Below are 15,743 nucleotides of genomic sequence, written 5' to 3'. Positions count from 1 at the left end.
TGTGTGCCCGCGCCCCTCTACCGAGGAAATTCCCATGCGCTTCTCGCGCTTCTTCATCACCCGGCCGATCTTCGCAGGCGTGATCGCGGTGATCATCACGATCGTCGGTGCGATCGCCTACATGACGCTGCCGGTGTCGCAATATCCCGACATCGTCCCCCCCACCGTCACGGTCAGCGCGACCTATCCCGGCGCCTCCGCCGAGACGGTCGCCGAGACCGTCGCCGCGCCGATCGAGCAGGAGATCAACGGCGTCGACAACATGCTGTACCAGTCGTCGCAATCGACCGGCGACGGCAAGGTGACGATCACCGTCACCTTCAAGATCGGCACCAATCTCGACGCCGCGCAGGTGCTCGTCCAGAACCGCGTCGCGGTCGCCGTTCCCCGTTTGCCCGAGGACGTCCAGCGTCTCGGCGTGGTGACGCGCAAGACGTCGCCTGACTTCCTGATGGTGGTCAACCTCGTCTCGCCCGACAACTCGCTCGATCGCGGCTATATCTCCAACTACGCGCTGACGCAGGTTCGCGATCGCCTCAGCCGCATCGACGGCGTCGGCGACGTGCAGCTGTTCGGCGCACGCGACTATTCGATGCGCATCTGGATCGATCCCGGCCGTGCCGCCGCACTCGACCTCACCGCCGGCGAGATCGTCGCGGCGTTGCGTGCGCAGAACGTCCAGGTCGCCGCCGGCACGCTCGGCCAGCCGCCCTACGACAAGGGCAACAGCGCGTTCCAGCTCAACGTCGAGACGCAGGGTCGCCTGACCGATCCCAAGCAGTTCGCCGACGTCGTCATCCGCACCGACGCGCAAGGCCGCCAGGTCCGCGTCTCGGACGTCGCGCGTGTCGAACTCGGCGCGCAGGATTACGGCGCGAATACCTATCTCAGCGGCAAGCCCACGGTCATCGCCGCGGTCTTCCAGCGGCCCGGCTCGAACGCGCTCGGCGCGGCGCAGGCCGTCACCGCCGAGATGGAGTCGATGTCGAAGCGCTTCCCCAAGGGCCTCGAATACAAGGTCATCTACAACCCGACCGAGTTCATCGCGCAGTCGATCGACGCGGTGAAGCACACGCTCTTCGAAGCGATGGTCCTCGTCGTGCTTGTCATCCTCGTCTTCCTGCAGAAGTGGCGCGCAGCGATCATCCCGATCGTGGCGATCCCGGTCTCGCTGATCGGCACCTTCGCGGTGCTCGCCGCCGCCGGGTACAGCCTCAACAACCTGTCGCTCTTCGGCCTCGTCCTCGCGATCGGCATCGTCGTCGATGACGCGATCGTCGTGGTCGAGAATGTCGAGCGCAACCTCGAGCACGGGCTCTCCCCCTTGGAGGCGGCGCGCACGTCGATGGACGAAGTGTCGGGCGCGCTCGTCGCGATCGTGCTCGTGCTGTGCGCGGTGTTCATCCCGACCGTGTTCCTCACCGGCCTCTCCGGCGCATTCTACCGCCAGTTCGCGGTGACGATCTCGACCGCGACGATCATCTCGCTGCTTATCTCGCTGACGCTGTCGCCAGCGCTCGCCGCGATGCTGCTCAAGCCGACCGCCCCCGCCGACTCCGGCAACCGCCTGACCCGTACCGTGCGACGTGCCGGCGATGCCTTCAACCGCGGGTTCGAGCGGATGAGCGACAGCTATGCCCGCCTCACCGCGCGCCTAGTAACCGCGCCGCGCCGGATGATGATCGCCTATGCCGCGCTGATCGCGGTCACGGTCGGGGTGTTCACGATCACCCCGTCGGGCTTCGTCCCCGCGCAGGACCAGGGCTACTTCCTGACCGTCATCCAGCTTCCGCCGGGCTCGTCGGTCGAGCGCACCGATGCAGTGATGCAGAAGGTCGCGAAACGCATCCTGCCGCTCGCCGGCGTCAAGGGCGCGGTCATGCTCGCGGGCTTCGACGGCCCCTCGCAGACGCTCGCCCCCAACTCGGCCGCCGCGTACATCCCGCTGAAGAGCTTCGAGGAGCGCAAGAAGCTCGGCGTCACCCTCGCCAGCATCATGGCGGAATCGCAGAAGGCGACCGGCGACATCACCGAAGCGCGGCTGCTGATCGTCCCGCCACCGCTGATCCAGGGCATCGGTTCCGCCGGCGGCTATCGCCTGATGGTGCAGGATCAGGGCGGCCACGGTTACGCCGACCTCGGCAAGACGTCGTACGCACTGATCGGCCAGGCGAACCAGACCAAGGGTCTCGCCCAGATCTACACGTTCTTCGACACCGCCACGCCGCGCATCTTTGCCGACGTCGACCGCGCCAAGGCCAACCTCTTGGGCGTTCCACCCGAGCGCGTGTTCGAAGCGTTGCAGGTCTATCTCGGCTCGGCGTTCGTCAACGACTTCAACCTGCTGGGCCGCACCTACCGGGTCACGGCGCAGGCCGATGCGCCGTTCCGCAACACCACCGCGGACATTGCCAATCTGAAGACGCGCTCGAACTCGGGCCAGATGGTCCCGGTCGGCTCGGTCTCGACGTTCAAGGACAAGACCGGACCGTACCGCGTGGTCCGCTACAACCTCTTCCCCGCGGTCGAGGTCGATGGCGACACTGCCAAGGGCTATTCCTCGGGCCAGTCGCTGGTCGCGATGGAGAAGCTCGCCGATGCGTCGCTCCCGGCAGGCTACGCGCATGAATGGACCGGCATCGCCTATCAGCAGAAGGCAGCCGGCAGCACCGCCGCGCTCGTCTTCGGCATGGCGGTGGTGTTCGTCTTCCTCGTGCTCGCCGCGCAGTACGAGAGCCTGACGTTGCCGCTCGCGATCATCCTGATCGTGCCGATGTGCCTGCTCGCAGCGATGACCGGCGTGAACCTGCGGGGTATGGACAACAACGTCCTCACACAGATCGGCCTGGTCGTGCTGATTGCGCTGGCCGCGAAAAACGCGATCTTGGTCGTGGAGTTCGCCAAGCAGGCCGAGGAACAGGATGGCCTCACCCCGGTCGAGGCCGCAGTACGCGCGGCGAAGGACCGGTTGCGGCCGATCCTGATGACGAGCTTCGCGTTCATCCTCGGCGCGGTGCCGCTGGTGATCGCGACCGGTGCGGGTGCCGAACTCCGCCAGGCGCTCGGAACCGCGGTGTTCTTCGGGATGATCGGCGTGACCGGGTTCGGGCTGCTCTTCACCCCCACCTTCTATGTCGTCGCGCGAGCGCTGGCGCTGCGGTTCGAACGCCGCCGCCCAGCCCCCGCCGCGACTCTTCAGCCAGCCGAATAGGACCAGCATCATGAAGTCCGCCCTCCTCGCGAGCCTCTCGGCGCTGACGCTCGCCGCGTGCGCCGCCGGTCCCGACTATGTCGCGCCGATCACCCCACCCAAGGCGGCGGCATCGTTCGTTACCGCGAACGCTGCCATCGTAACCACGGCGCCCGACAACGACTGGTGGCGGATGTACCGCGACCCGGTCCTCGACGGCCTCGTCGCGGACGCGCTCGCAGCGAACACCGACCTGCGCGTTGCCGTCGCGCGGCTCGACAGCGCCCGCGCCTCCCTGCGCGGCGCGAAGACCGACCGCGAGCCGCAGGTGAACGCAGGCGCGAGCGGCAACTACGCTCGCACCTCGCAACTCCAGAACCTGCCCGGTCTCGACCGCGAGCGTGCCACCTACGACGTCGGCCTAGACGTCAGCTACGAAGTCGATCTCGCCGGCCGAGTCCGCCGCAACGTCGAAGCCGCCCGCGATGACGTCGGCGCCGCGCAGGCGGATACGGACGCCGTCCGCGTCTCGATCGTCGCCGCCACCACCCGCGCCTATGTCGATGCAGCGTCGTCCGCCGAACGTCTCGCCGTCGCCCGTCGGATCGTCGACCTGCTCGACAAGTCGAACACGCTGACCGGCAAACGCGTCGACGCCGGTCGTGCAGCCCGCCTCGACCAGGTCCGCATCGCAGCCCTGCGCGATCAGCGCGCCGCCAACATCCCGCAGATCGAAGCCGAGCGCCAGGCCGCACTCTTCCGCCTCGCCACGCTCACCGGCCGCACCCCGCAGGATCTGCCCGCAACCGCCGGCGCCCGCACCACCACGCCGCGCCTCGACCAGCCGATCCCAATCGGCGACGGTGCGGCGCTGCTCGCCCGCCGCCCAGACGTCCACGCCGCCGAACGCCGGCTTGCGGCGGCAACCGCGCGGATCGGCGTGCAGACCTCGCAGCTCTACCCGCAGATCTCGCTCGGCGGATCGATCGGCTCGACCGCGCTTAGCGTCGGCGACATCTTCACCGGCGGCCCAATCCGCTGGCTGCTAGGTCCGCTCCTCAACTGGTCGCTCAACCAGTCCGCCGCCCGTGCGCGCATCGCCGGCGCCGAAGCGGACTCGCGTGGCGCACTCGCCAATTTCGACGGCAGCGTCCTCACCGCACTCGAGGAAACCGAGACCGCGCTGTCCAACTACGCCCGCGAACTCGATCGCCGCACGCAGCTACAGTCCGCGCACGACAACGCCGCCACCGCCGCCCGCATCACCCGCGCCCGCCAGCGCGAAGGCCAGATCGACTTCCTCGACGTCCTCGACGCCGAACGGACGCTGGCCGACACGGACACGGACCTCGCCGCCGCCGACTCGCGGATCGCGGGGGCGCAAGTAGACCTGTTCCGTGCGCTGGGTGGTGGCTGGCAGGCGCCGAGCCGCCCCGCCGCATGAGGTAGATGCAGCCAGAAACGATACGTTAACAAACATAATGGTGTAAGGAGCGACTAAGATAGATCAAGTTTGACATCTGGCGGAATGCAGTATGACCGACGACATCGCACAGACGGATACGAACGCCGCAGCGTGGCGTGATCGGGCCACGTATCATGAAGACCGGGCTGCGCAGGAACGGGTACTTGCCGTTTCAGCCCGCTCGGACGCGGCCTATACCGCGCATCGGGTCCTGAGCGAGCGACATCTTCAACTCGCGGCGACCGCCGAACTGGTCGCCGAAATGCCGGATGCCGAACCACCGCAAAGCTCGTCGCTGGAGCAGACCGGCGACATGATCCGCCGGAGCTACGGTGATGCCGGATAGCAGCCCATCCGACCGGGAATGTCAGGCGATGTCGGCCTTGCCTAGGTTGATCTTGTCGTAGAGCGCCAGCAACGCGGTCACTTCCTCGACCACGGTCTCCTGCTCCGCCCGCCAGCGCGCGGTGGCGTCGTGCGACGGGATACCATCCTGCCCGTCATGCAGGGTAAACCCTTGGTCTATCAGCCAGATCGCGTCACTCGCCCGCGACCGCTGTCGTCGCAGGTGATAGACCCATTGCTCGATTATCCCCGAAGGTACCAGTCTATCCAGATCGCCCATGACGCCGCGGTAGGGCAACGCCGACGCCAATACCAGCCTTCGGAAATTTTGCCGCAACACACTCCTTCCGGGGAGGATTTCGAGATTAACCGTGTTGCGAAATCCGGCCGCAATATCGTGCGGCCAAAAGCATGGTAATGGATTTCCTCCCGCACCCTTCCGTGATCGAACGCCGGATGGACGACCAGTCCGTGCTCGAGATTCAGGCGCCAAACGCGATCATCGCGCGGATGCACGAAGAACTCGCTTTGCTGTACCGCGAGCAGTTGGTCGCGCTGATCGAGCGCTGATCTGAATTGGGATGCGATGCAGCACCGACCGCGGCTAGAAGCCGACGGATGCCCCGTCCCGACCCCCACCCCGACACCGCAAAATTCCTCTGGGTCGGCACCTATGCCGGCGGAGGCGGTATGGGCATCTATCCGCTTGATCAAATTGGCACGGTCGCCGCGCCCTACGCGGACGCACGCAACGCATCGTTCGGCACATATTCGTCGCGGTTCGATCTCCATTATCTAGTGGACGAGCAGGACGACGGCGCGCTCGGCGTCCACCGTCGCACCGCCTCGGGCTGGATCCGGCTAGCGCACGTCCCGGTTGGTGGCGCAGCGCCGTGCCACGTCGCGCTGGATCGCACGCGATCCTGCGTCGCGGTTGCGAACTACGCGAGCGGGACCGTCTCGCTGTTTCGGCTGGATCCACGGAGCGGCCTGCCGATCGGCCAGCCAACGGTGCACGCCAATGACGGCAGCGGCCCCGATCCCGAACGCCAGCAATCGCCGCACGCGCACTGGGTCGGGTTTGGTCTCGACAACCAATTCCTATATGTTGCGGATCTAGGCACCGACGAAGTGCTCGCGTTCGCATTCGACGCGGAACGGGCAACACTCGGAGAGCCGCACACGGCACTCAAGGCAGTGCCTGGATCAGGACCGCGCCACCTGTTTTTCCAAGAGCGTCATCCACGATCGGCGTATCTTATCTGCGAACTCGACAGCACGCTTCTCGCGCTCGACGTTCAAGGTCGCGATCTGAAGCCCCGCATGTCACTATCGACCCTCCCCGCAGGCTGGCACGGCGCGAACATCGTCGCGCACATCGGTGCCAATGCCGCGGGCGACCGCCTGTACGTCTCCAACCGCGGCCATGACAGCATCGCGGTCTTCGCGGTGAACGAAGGCGGCGATCCCACCCTCCTCCAGCATATCGCCAGCGGAGGCGTGTCGCCGCGCTTCTTCATGGTGTTGGAAGAGGAAAACCGAATGATCGTCGTCCACGAACGCGATCAGCGCGTGACGATGCTCGATATCCTGCCGGACGGGACGCTCGCCCCGACCGACTTCGCGGTGCACGTCCCCGGCGCCGCGTATGCCTTCGTCGCTTAGCTGACGCTGGCGATCAGCAGCGTCAGTTCGGTACGGACCGGGTTGTCGTCGATGCGGATCGGCTTCACGGCACGGCGCTTGACGGGATAGGACGCGCGCACGGCGTCGCACAAATCCTTGACCGAGACGCGCACGCACGCCCCTTCGTCGCAGACCAGGCGCGGCGTGCTGATCGACTGTATGCAGGTCGTCGGCGTACCGGCCCAGGCTGGCGCCGCGCTCGACAAAAGGCATGCGGCTGCGATCCGCAAAACGGTGTTCTTGGTCATCATGGTAGCTGGCCCCCCACAGGCAGTTGGTATCTGGTAAAGCGACCGTTAGGGGCGAAGTGGTTGCGATAACGTTTCAATCAGCGGGCAATCGTACGACGGCCCTCTTGTGGTAAGAAAACGACAACCGGAGCGATCAATCCGCTGCGATCGGGCCTTGCGGGGGGCTCGCGCGGCGCGTGAACCAGACGATGATCACCATCGCGAGGCACAGCCAGGCCGAGACGCGGAACAGGTCGGTCGACGCGAGCAGATACGCCTGCGCCACCATCTGCCGCGTGATCGCACCCGCCGCCTGCACGTCGGTCAGCCCCATCCGCGTCAGCGCACCCTGCGCCATCTGGTAGGGCGAACCGGTCCCGATCGCTTCCGACAACCGGCTCTGGTGGAGCGTCTCGCGGCGATCCCAGGCGGTCGTGATGATCGACGCGGCGAAGCTGCCCGAGGTTATGCGCGCAAAGTTCGAGATGCCCGTCGCCGACGGCAGCCGCTCCGCCGGGATACGGTCGAGCGAGATCGTCAGCATCGCGAGGAAGAACGTGCTCATCGCGATCCCCTGCACCATCAGCGGCAGCATCAAATCGTAGAAGCTCGCGCCCGTCGTATAGCCCGAGCGGAGGTAATAGGAGTAGCCGAACGACGCGAACGCCACCGTGGCGAGGATGCGCGCGTCGATCTTGCCGCTCAGTCGCGCGACGAACGGCGTCAGGATCACCGCCACCGCGCCCGATGGTGCGGCGACCAGCCCCGCCCAGGTCGCGGTGTAGCCGAGCTGCGTCTGCAACCAGAGCGGCAGCAGCAGCGTGTTGGCGAAGAACACAGCATAGCCCAAGCAGAACGCGATCGTGCCGATGGTGAAGTTGCGGCTCTTGAACAGCGACAGGTTCACCGCCGGGTTGGCGTCGGTCAGCTCCCAGATGATCCAGCCCACAAAGCCGATCGCGGCGACGACCGCGGCGATGACGATGCGGTCGGCGGCGAACCAGTCGTCGTTCTTGCCGAGATCGAGCACGATCTGCAGCGCACCGACCCAGATCACCAGCAGGATCAGCCCGACCTGGTCGATCGGCAGCTTCCGCGTCGGCGTGTCGCGCTTGCCGAGCTTGTTCCAGCACACGAACGCGCAGAACATCCCGAACGGCACGTTGATCAGGAAAATCCAGCTCCAGTGATAATTGTCGGAGATGTAGCCGCCGAGGATCGGCCCCATGATCGGCGCGACCAGCGTGGTCATCGACCAGATGCCGAGCGCGGTAGAGCGCTTATGGACGGGGAAGATCGCGATCAGCAGAGCCTGGCTGCCCGGGATCATCGGTCCGGATACCGCGCCCTGGAGGATGCGGAAGCCGATCAGCGACGGCAAATCCCATGCGATCCCGCACAGGAACGACGCGATCGTGAACAGGAAGACGGAAACGCAGAACGTCCGCACCACGCCGAACCGGCCCATCAGCCACCCGGTCAGCGGCACCGCGACTCCGTTGGCGACCGCAAACGCCGTGACGATCCAGGTCGAATTGTCACTCGATACGCCGAGATTGCCGGCGATGGTGGGGAGCGAAACGTTGGCGATCGTCGTGTCGAGCACCTGCATGAACGTGCCGAGCGCCAGCGCGAACGCGGTGAGGGCGAGCGAACCGCCGACGAGCGGGGCAGGACCGGCGCCGGAGGGGGCTGCCATCAGAGAGCGTCCCGCTGAGAGCGAACTGCTGCACCCCAACCACCCCGGCGAAGGCCGGGGCCCAATTGGGCAACGTCGCTGACGGGAGGCAGCGCCTCGTTAGGACCACCTTTCCAGTTGGGCCCCGGCCTCCGCCGGGGTGGTGTTCCCAACAAAGCGGACCGCCCGTTCCTTGTTTCCCCGCGAAGGCGGGGACCCAGACTGGGCTCCCGCCTTCGCGGGAGAACAAGAAGTGCAGAACCGCACCGGAGTAATGGCCACCGCACAATCATCACCGGTTAGCCGCAATGATCTGGCCGATCTTTGCATCGACCGCAGCATCCCCCTGCCCGGTCGCCAGCCCCTTATACGCCGCCACCGCAGGCCGCCCGACCATCGTGCCCGACTTGTCCGCGGTATCGACAATCGCGTTCACCGACAGCCCGACCCGCAACGGATTGCGCCGCAGCTCACCCTTGTCGAGCGCGATCCTAACCGGCACGCGCTGCGTGATCTTGATCCAGTTCCCGCTCGCGTTCTGCGGCGGCAGCAGCGCGAACGCGTTCCCGCTACCCGCGCCAAGCCCGACCACGTGGCCATGATAGACCAGGTCGTCGCCGTACATGTCCGCCGTCACCGTCGCCGCCTGCCCGATCCGCAGATCGCGCAACTGCGTCTCGCGGAAGTTCGCATCGACCCACACCCGGTCGAGCGGCACCACAGCCATCAGCGGCATCCCCGCAGAAACCTGCTGCCCAAGCTGCACCGTGCGTTGCGCGACAACGCCGTCGATCGGCGCCACCACGTGCATGTGGCTGCGCGTGATCGCCGCGCGACGATAGGCCGCGATCGCCGCCAGCACCGCCGGGTTGTTGGACACCGTGGTGCCCACGACGCCGTTCTTCGACTGCGCCTGCTGGCTCCGCGCGAGTTGCAGCGTCGCGCTCGCCACCTTCACCTGGTCCGCCGCGTGGCTCAGTTCCTCGCCCGAGATCGCGCCCTCCGCAGCAGCCCCACGACGACGCGCAAGATCGTTCCGCGCCCGCGCCAGTTCGGCCTCCGCCTGCACGACCGCGGCCCCGGTCTCGTTCACCTTCGAAAAGTCCGACCGCGTCGCGCGCACCGCGCGCGCGAGTTCCGCCTCCGCCGACGCAACACCGACATCGGCAGTCGCCGCGTCGAGGTCGATCAACGGCTGGCCCGCCTTCACGACCTGCGTGTTGTCCGCATGGATCGCAGTCACCTGCCCCGGATCGCGCGCGGTGATCGCCACCACGTCGCCCGCGACATAGGCATCGTCGGTCTCCTGCTCAGGCGCGGCGAGCAGGAAGTGGAACACCGCCCACACGATCGCGCCGATCACGACGACCACGCCTAGGATCGTCAGCGCGCGCTTGCGTGCGCGCGGATTGCCGGTCGGAGCCGCGGCGGGCGCCGGCGTTTGCGTATCGGTCATCGCGTCATCCCCTGAAAATCATAACCACCACCCAGCGCCAGCACGAGCTGCACGCGCTGTTGCGCGGCATCGGCGGCGAGGTCGGCATCGGCCTGTTCGGCGGCCAGCGTGCGAACGTCGTTGTCGACGAGGTCGAGCCGGCTATCGAGGCCGCTCGACACGCGGATCGCGTTCAGCCGCCCGGTCTCTGCATAGCCGCGCACCACCTCGCGCTGTCGCTGCCGGTCTGCATCGAGCGCCCCGATCCGCGCGACCGCGTCCCCCGCCTCGCGCACCGCACCGATCACCCAGTCGTTGTAATCCGCGGTCGCCAGGTCAACCGCCGCGGTCGCGCCCGCGAGATCCGCCTTCAACCGGCCATTGTCGAAGATCGGCAGATGGACCGCCGGCCCGACGCCGACCGTGCCCGCATCGAGCGAGAACAGATTGCCGAGCCCGACCGCCTGGAACCCCGCGAGCGCCGCCAGATTGACGTTCGGATAGAACGCTTTCCGCGCGACCTGACGCCCGGCGGCCGCAGCCTCGATCCGTGCCTGCGCCGCCGCGATATCGGCACGTCGCGCGAGCAGGTCGGCGGGTACGGTCTTCGGCAACGGCAACGCCGCGTCGAGCCGCAACGCGGTCAGTCCGATCGTCGCGGGATAATCCGCACCACGCCCGGCCAGCGCCGCCAGCGCATTCTTCGCGAGCACCTGCGCCGCCTGCGCGCGCAGCAACGCCTGCCGCGCCTGCGCCAGCAGCGTCGTCGCGGCCTGCGCGTCGAGCTTGCTCGCCAGGTTGTTGCGGATCCGCACGTTCACCAGCCGCAGCGAATTCTGGCGCGTCGCGATCGTACGCCGGGCGATCCCCGCCTGCGCCTCGGCGCGTTCGAGATCGATATACGTCTGCACCACCGCCCCCGACAGCGCCATCCGCGCCGCCGCGACGTCGAGCGAAGCCGCACGCACCGACGCCCGCGCGCCCTCGATCGCAGCCTTTTGCCGCCCGAACAGATCGAGGTTCCAACTGAGGTTCGCCGCGGTCGACCCGACAAACCGCGTCGACCCGGCATAGGGCGGCGGGATCGTGTAGCGCCCGCTCAGCCGCGCCAATTGCTCCTGCGCATCGAGCGTCACGTCGGGGCCATTGTCGGCACGCCGCGTCGACAGCACCGCCTGCGCCTGCGCGACCCGTGCCAGCGCCGCATCGAGCGACGGGCTGCCCGCGACCGCATCGCGCACCAGCCGATCGAGTTGCGGATCGCCGAACGACCGCCACCAGTCCGACGCGATCACCGGCGCCGCGTCCGGAGCCAGCCCTAGCGCAGTGGCCGATACCGGCTCCACGACGGCCTTGGACGCCGGGATCGCGCACCCCGCGAGCAGCCCCGCCACCGTGAGCGGGGCCAGGGCAGTGCCAATCTTCATGCGCGGCGTCCTTCGGTCAGAGCGTCGTCCAGCGTCGTTCGGAGTTTCTGCATCAGTTCGATCAACTTCTCGATTTCGACCCGGTCCCAGCCCGTCAGCAGGGTATTCCAGTATTCTATGATCTTATCGCGACACCGGATCGCGACCGCCTCGCCGTCGGGCGTCAGCTCGAGATTGAGCACCCGCCGGTCGTCGCTCGCCCGCGACCGCGTGACCCAGCCGCTCTGCTCCATCGCGTCGACCAGCCGCGTCGTCGCGCCCTTGTCGTGCGACAGATCCCGCGCAAGGTCGCCACACGTCGCCGCCCGACCCGCCATCATCGACATGAGCGCGGACCATTGTGTCCCCGACAGGCCCTCCGCCGCGAACACCGGCTCGATCAGGCTCTGCCCGATCTGGTGGATGCGCCGCGCGAGGTAGCCGAGCGAACAGTCCGGCCCGAATTCCGATTTGGTGTAGAACGTCATATCGTTGCCATGGCAACCATTGCTCAGGCAGTCAATTGCGCGTTTTGCATGTTGAGCTGAGGACGGCGGACGTTCGCGGTGCGCGCGTTAGCCTGATGTGGCACTACCCATTCGACCTGGTCCGACGGCAGCCCGGCCATCGCTAGCGACGCGGCACGATAGGTCGTCCACGCGCGCTTCCCCCTCCGTCATCCTGACGAAAGTCAGGATCCAGGGTAACGGAGGACCGCCCCTCACGGCGCTGGATCCTAAATTTCGCCAGGATGACGGACTTAGGGATGGCCGCGCCCTGGAAGCGCTCGGTCCCCCGGACCTCAGGCAGGCTCGGCCGCGAATACGAAAAAGGGCCACCCGCATGAGCGGATGACCCTTTCGCCATTTCAACGATCTGGAACTGCTCCCGATCAGAAGCGGATCTTGATCGAGCCCTTGTACGACTGGTTCGACACGTCCTTGCGCTCGACGGTGGTGTCCGCACCGACCGAGATGTCGACGCTGTCACCGACCAGCGTCAGCCCCGCGCTGATCTCGCCCCAGTTCTTGTCCTGCCCGGCCAGCCCGAACAGTGCGTTCGGACCGATCCCGCCGACGAAGTTCGCACCGAACACGCCCGGCGTCGACTGGAAGTCATGGACGTAGTTCGCCGCGGCGTAAGGCCGGATCGAGGTGCCGCCGCTGAGCGTCAGCCCCGCGCGACCCTGCAGGCTGTCGAAGCTGTCGCGATCGACGAACAGGGCTGGTCCGCCGCCATTCTCGATCGACTTGCCGAAGCCGATATGGCTCGCGCGCATCGACACGCGCGGGCCGACCTTGAGCATCGACAGGTCGAACGCCTTGCCGAGCCCGACCTCGCTGACGACGGTCAACGCGTTGTCGGTGCCGCGCAGGCGGTAGCTGGTGCCGACGAAGCCTACATTGCGATCGGTCTTGGCGACGAACGCGCCCGCGCTGAACTGCGTATCGAGGACGATCCCCGATGCGGTCTCCAGCTTGCCGTACAGCGTGCCCTGGAACAGCTCGCCCTTCGCGCGCTGCGCGATCCCGCCGGTCGTTCCGTCGGTGTTGGTGTACGAGAACGAGAAGCCGATCACGCCACCCTCGCCTGCCTGCTTTTCAAGACCGGCAGCCGCGAAGTAACCGTCGAACTTGTCATGCCCGCCGAACGGATTGGTCCCCGGCATCGACCGGCTCTTGCCGTCGATATAGCCGCCCGCGATGAAGCCGCTCATGTCGTCGGGCAGACGACCCTGCTGCAACACGGTGCCGCTCGAGTCGCTCATCGTGTCCTGCCCGCCGGGAAGGTCGCTCGCCATCAACGAGGCGACCTGGACCGGCTTGCCGATCAGCGCCAGCGTACCGCCGAGTCCGCCACGCGTATCGATCTGCGCGATGTGATCACGGTAGAAGCGCGACATCGTGTCGATCGACGCGACGCCCAGGCTCGACTTGAGCGTCTCTGCCCGCGGCGCAAGGCCCTCGAGCGTCGAGCGGATCGTCGCCGCATTCTGCAGGTCGAGCGAGCCATATACCCCACTCAGCGCCGCATAGTTGGAGCGGTTCTGGTCGAGCAGCCCGGCATAGGCCGACTGGACCGGCGTTGCATCGACGACGTTGCGATACTGACCCGCGAGGATCCGGACCTGCACCGCATTGGCACTGTAGACGTAGCTCGGTGTCAGGATCGCGCTCAGCGGGGTCGCCGCACCGAACGCGCCCGTGATGCCGCCCTGTGCGGTCAGGATCGTGTAGAGATCGTTATACCGCACGGTATAGCCGGCGACCGGCGCGAACCCGACGCGACCGCTGAGGCTGACGATGCCGTTGGTCGCGGCCCCTGCCGCATTGAACGTCGTCGCCGCGAAGGCGAGCTTGTCCGAGGTGCCGTTCGGGCCGAGATCGACCAGCAGGTTGGTGCTCGAGGCGAGCACGCCGTTGCCGCCGATCGTCAGCGTGCCGATCGTGCCCGTCGTGCCGGGTGCGATCATCCCGGCGACGCTGGTGAAGAACGGCGTGTTGATCCGGCCCGATCCGGTGAGCATGCCCGACAGCATGAAGTAATCGCCGGGCGTCGAGATCACGCCGTCGTTCTGGACGACGCCGGTCACCTGGTTGATCGCCATCAGGCTGGTGAGCGACCCGGCCGACGTTACCGCCAGCTTCGCCGTGCTGCCCGCGACGGTGAACTTGTCGACCGTCACCGCGGAGTTCAGCGTGGTCGTGCCTGCCGCCGACAGCGTAACGTCGTAATAGCGCGCGCTGCGCTGCGTCGTGCGATCGGGGTCGATGTTGTTGGGCACGAAGTTGCTCGCGCCCGGCAAGCCGTTGGCAAGCGTGGGCGACAGCGCCGCTAGCGCAGGTCCAGCGGCAGGACGTGGCCCGTTGGCCACCGGTACGCCGCCGATCGTCTCGACGCCGGTCTTCACATCGAGACAGTCAGTCTCAAAGCAGACCTGACCGAACTTGTTGCCATCGCCTGCGATGCCCGCACCGACGGTGGTGGGAACGCCGTTCACGAGCTTGCCGTCGACGATGATCTGGTAGTTCGGATCGAGCGCGGTCACCCAGTGCGACGCATCGGTCCACAGGCCGTCGCCGGTCTTGGTCTGCGCATAGCGATAGGGGTTGTTGGCAGCGATATAGTCCGCGAACAGATACAGCGGCTGGTAGAAACTCGCCGTCCCGTAAGCGCCGAACGGTGTCTCGTTGTAAAAGCGGTTACCGCCCGACAACACGCCGATCACGACCTGCTTGGCGAAAGTCCGGTCGAGGATCAGCGGCCCACCCGAATCCCCACCTGCGGTCGTTCCCTCGTTGGGTAGTGCGTTGTCCTTGAAAATGTTGAAGTCGTACGGGCTGGCAGCGGCGGTGCCACGGCGGGGATCGTCGAAATCGAGCTGATACAGGTTCTGCGGCATCCCATCGATCGAGCCGTAGAGGAAGCCGTTGAGGTCGTCGAACGAGCCGAGGATGCCGATCGTGTTCTCGGCGATGCGACGGCGGTAATCGATTCCGTTGGTGTCGCCGACGAGCGTACCGCCCTGGCCGTTGCGACCATAGCCGGTGATCGTGACGTGGTAGCCGGTGCCGGTGGTGTCGCTGATCGCGGCAGGCGCGGGCAGTGCCGACAGCAGCAGCGCCCAGGTCGGCACGTTGGCAGCCGGCGTGTCCAGCGTCGCGATCGCAACGTCGCCCTGAAGAAAGTTCTGGGCCAGCCCGAGCTTCAGCGAGTCGGCGTTATAGACGACCTGGTTGACGTTATAGAGGAAGTTGGCGGTGTTGGTCTTGTACTGCTGCGTGTTGACCGCGCCGGTCGCGGTGGTCGGTAGGAACCAGTCGAGCAGCGCCGGACGGTTGTTCTGCTGGAAACCGAACGCGATCGGAATGCCGCCGCCCTGCGCGCCGTAGCCCCAGGGGTTCTGAGCGCCCGTGCCGGCGGCGTTCTCGTTCACGCAGTGCGCGGCGAAGATCACGGTGCGCGGATTGATCAACGTCCCCGTGCACAGGCCGACGCCGCCGCCACCCGTCGAGATCGTCATCTGGCCGACGCCGTTCACGCCGCCAGCGATATCCTGCGCCGTGGTCGGCGTGCCCGGTGCCGAGATCACGATGTTGGGTTCGGAAACGACATCGACCGGGTTCAGCGTGCTTCCGTAGGCGATCGATTCCATGCGCGGCAGGCGGTCCTGCGCGGCAGCGATCGACGGCAGCGCCGCCGCGGCGAGCAACGCCGTCGAGGTCAGCAAAGCCGCGCGCGCATGGCGCGATCCGGTGCGTGCGCCGCGCGTGCGCAAGGTAGCGATAGTCGTCACGTTACATCCCC

General features: G+C 66.8%; 12 protein-coding genes. 5 read left to right on the top strand and 7 right to left on the bottom strand.

The features are described 5' to 3' along the window. Positions 1 to 34: 34 nt before the first annotated feature. The 3 genes from C8J39_RS07175 (at position 35) to C8J39_RS07165 (ending at position 5,001) form a co-directional block, all read left to right on the top strand. Positions 35 to 3,211: an efflux RND transporter permease subunit gene (locus tag C8J39_RS07175; protein WP_107953858.1), complete on the top strand. Its 3,177-nt coding sequence runs from the start codon at positions 35 to 37 to the stop codon at positions 3,209 to 3,211. Positions 3,212 to 3,221: 10 nt separating this feature from the next. After that, positions 3,222 to 4,634 (top strand): efflux transporter outer membrane subunit, encoded by a 1,413-nt coding sequence (locus C8J39_RS07170; protein WP_120300449.1) that lies wholly within the window; start codon positions 3,222 to 3,224, stop codon positions 4,632 to 4,634. Positions 4,635 to 4,725: 91 nt separating this feature from the next. Continuing rightward, the gene (locus C8J39_RS07165; RefSeq protein WP_120299900.1) at positions 4,726 to 5,001 is read left to right on the top strand and encodes a hypothetical protein; all 276 of its coding nucleotides are present in this window, start codon (positions 4,726 to 4,728) and stop codon (positions 4,999 to 5,001) included. 21 nt (positions 5,002 to 5,022) lie between these two features. Here the strand turns inward: C8J39_RS07165 and C8J39_RS07160 are convergent, their stop codons facing one another. Then, on the bottom strand, positions 5,023 to 5,280 hold the full coding sequence (locus C8J39_RS07160) for a hypothetical protein (RefSeq protein WP_056489263.1): 258 nt from the start codon (positions 5,278 to 5,280) through the stop codon (positions 5,023 to 5,025). Positions 5,281 to 5,411: 131 nt separating this feature from the next. Here C8J39_RS07160 and C8J39_RS18710 point away from each other — a divergent pair, with 131 nt between their 5' ends. Both C8J39_RS18710 and C8J39_RS07155 read left to right on the top strand, forming a co-directional pair. Next, the gene (locus tag C8J39_RS18710; protein ID WP_183037951.1) at positions 5,412 to 5,570 is read left to right on the top strand and encodes a hypothetical protein; all 159 of its coding nucleotides are present in this window, start codon (positions 5,412 to 5,414) and stop codon (positions 5,568 to 5,570) included. Between the two features lie 48 nt (positions 5,571 to 5,618). Further along, positions 5,619 to 6,665, top strand: coding sequence for a beta-propeller fold lactonase family protein (locus tag C8J39_RS07155; RefSeq protein ID WP_120299899.1), 1,047 nt, complete (start codon positions 5,619 to 5,621; stop codon positions 6,663 to 6,665). Here the strand turns inward: C8J39_RS07155 and C8J39_RS07150 are convergent. From C8J39_RS07150 to C8J39_RS07120, 6 genes are all read right to left on the bottom strand, one after another. Next, a complete protein-coding gene (locus C8J39_RS07150) occupies positions 6,662 to 6,937 on the bottom strand; it encodes a hypothetical protein (RefSeq protein WP_107953852.1) in 276 nt (91 codons plus the stop codon). The genes C8J39_RS07155 and C8J39_RS07150 overlap by 4 nt on opposite strands. Before the next feature lie 133 nt (positions 6,938 to 7,070). Then, positions 7,071 to 8,615: a DHA2 family efflux MFS transporter permease subunit gene (locus C8J39_RS07145; protein ID WP_107962793.1), complete on the bottom strand. Its 1,545-nt coding sequence runs from the start codon at positions 8,613 to 8,615 to the stop codon at positions 7,071 to 7,073. Between the two features lie 271 nt (positions 8,616 to 8,886). After that, positions 8,887 to 10,050 carry an efflux RND transporter periplasmic adaptor subunit gene (locus tag C8J39_RS07140; protein ID WP_120299898.1) on the bottom strand — a complete coding sequence of 388 codons (1,164 nt, stop codon included), beginning with the start codon at positions 10,048 to 10,050 and terminating at the stop codon, positions 8,887 to 8,889. After that, positions 10,047 to 11,456: an efflux transporter outer membrane subunit gene (locus C8J39_RS07135; protein WP_120299897.1), complete on the bottom strand. Its 1,410-nt coding sequence runs from the start codon at positions 11,454 to 11,456 to the stop codon at positions 10,047 to 10,049. Before C8J39_RS07135 ends, C8J39_RS07140 begins: the two co-directional genes overlap by 4 nt. Beyond that, the gene (locus C8J39_RS07130) at positions 11,453 to 11,923 is read right to left on the bottom strand and encodes a MarR family winged helix-turn-helix transcriptional regulator (protein WP_120299896.1); all 471 of its coding nucleotides are present in this window, start codon (positions 11,921 to 11,923) and stop codon (positions 11,453 to 11,455) included. Before C8J39_RS07130 ends, C8J39_RS07135 begins: the two co-directional genes overlap by 4 nt. Before the next feature lie 404 nt (positions 11,924 to 12,327). Next, entirely contained in the window at positions 12,328 to 15,732 is a 3,405-nt protein-coding gene (locus C8J39_RS07120) for an autotransporter outer membrane beta-barrel domain-containing protein (protein WP_243649765.1), read from the bottom strand. Positions 15,733 to 15,743 lie beyond the last annotated feature (11 nt).

Source organism: Sphingomonas sp. PP-CC-1A-547, from assembly GCF_003610375.1.
In the GTDB taxonomy this organism is placed as follows: Bacteria; Pseudomonadota; Alphaproteobacteria; order Sphingomonadales; family Sphingomonadaceae; genus Sphingomonas.
Note: the sequence above shows the minus strand (reverse complement) of the source record. Positions and strands in the feature narration are given on the sequence as shown.

Coding starts and splice junctions, on each gene's coding strand:
- C8J39_RS18710 (WP_183037951.1), top strand. CDS start 5,412: ATGGTAATGGATTTCCTCCCGCACCCTTCCGTGATCGAACGCCGGATG.
- C8J39_RS07145 (WP_107962793.1), bottom strand. CDS start 8,615: ATGGCAGCCCCCTCCGGCGCCGGTCCTGCCCCGCTCGTCGGCGGTTCG.
- C8J39_RS07175 (WP_107953858.1), top strand. CDS start 35: ATGCGCTTCTCGCGCTTCTTCATCACCCGGCCGATCTTCGCAGGCGTG.
- C8J39_RS07165 (WP_120299900.1), top strand. CDS start 4,726: ATGACCGACGACATCGCACAGACGGATACGAACGCCGCAGCGTGGCGT.
- C8J39_RS07150 (WP_107953852.1), bottom strand. CDS start 6,937: ATGATGACCAAGAACACCGTTTTGCGGATCGCAGCCGCATGCCTTTTG.
- C8J39_RS07160 (WP_056489263.1), bottom strand. CDS start 5,280: ATGGGCGATCTGGATAGACTGGTACCTTCGGGGATAATCGAGCAATGG.
- C8J39_RS07155 (WP_120299899.1), top strand. CDS start 5,619: ATGCCCCGTCCCGACCCCCACCCCGACACCGCAAAATTCCTCTGGGTC.
- C8J39_RS07170 (WP_120300449.1), top strand. CDS start 3,222: ATGAAGTCCGCCCTCCTCGCGAGCCTCTCGGCGCTGACGCTCGCCGCG.
- C8J39_RS07130 (WP_120299896.1), bottom strand. CDS start 11,923: ATGACGTTCTACACCAAATCGGAATTCGGGCCGGACTGTTCGCTCGGC.
- C8J39_RS07140 (WP_120299898.1), bottom strand. CDS start 10,050: ATGACCGATACGCAAACGCCGGCGCCCGCCGCGGCTCCGACCGGCAAT.
- C8J39_RS07135 (WP_120299897.1), bottom strand. CDS start 11,456: ATGAAGATTGGCACTGCCCTGGCCCCGCTCACGGTGGCGGGGCTGCTC.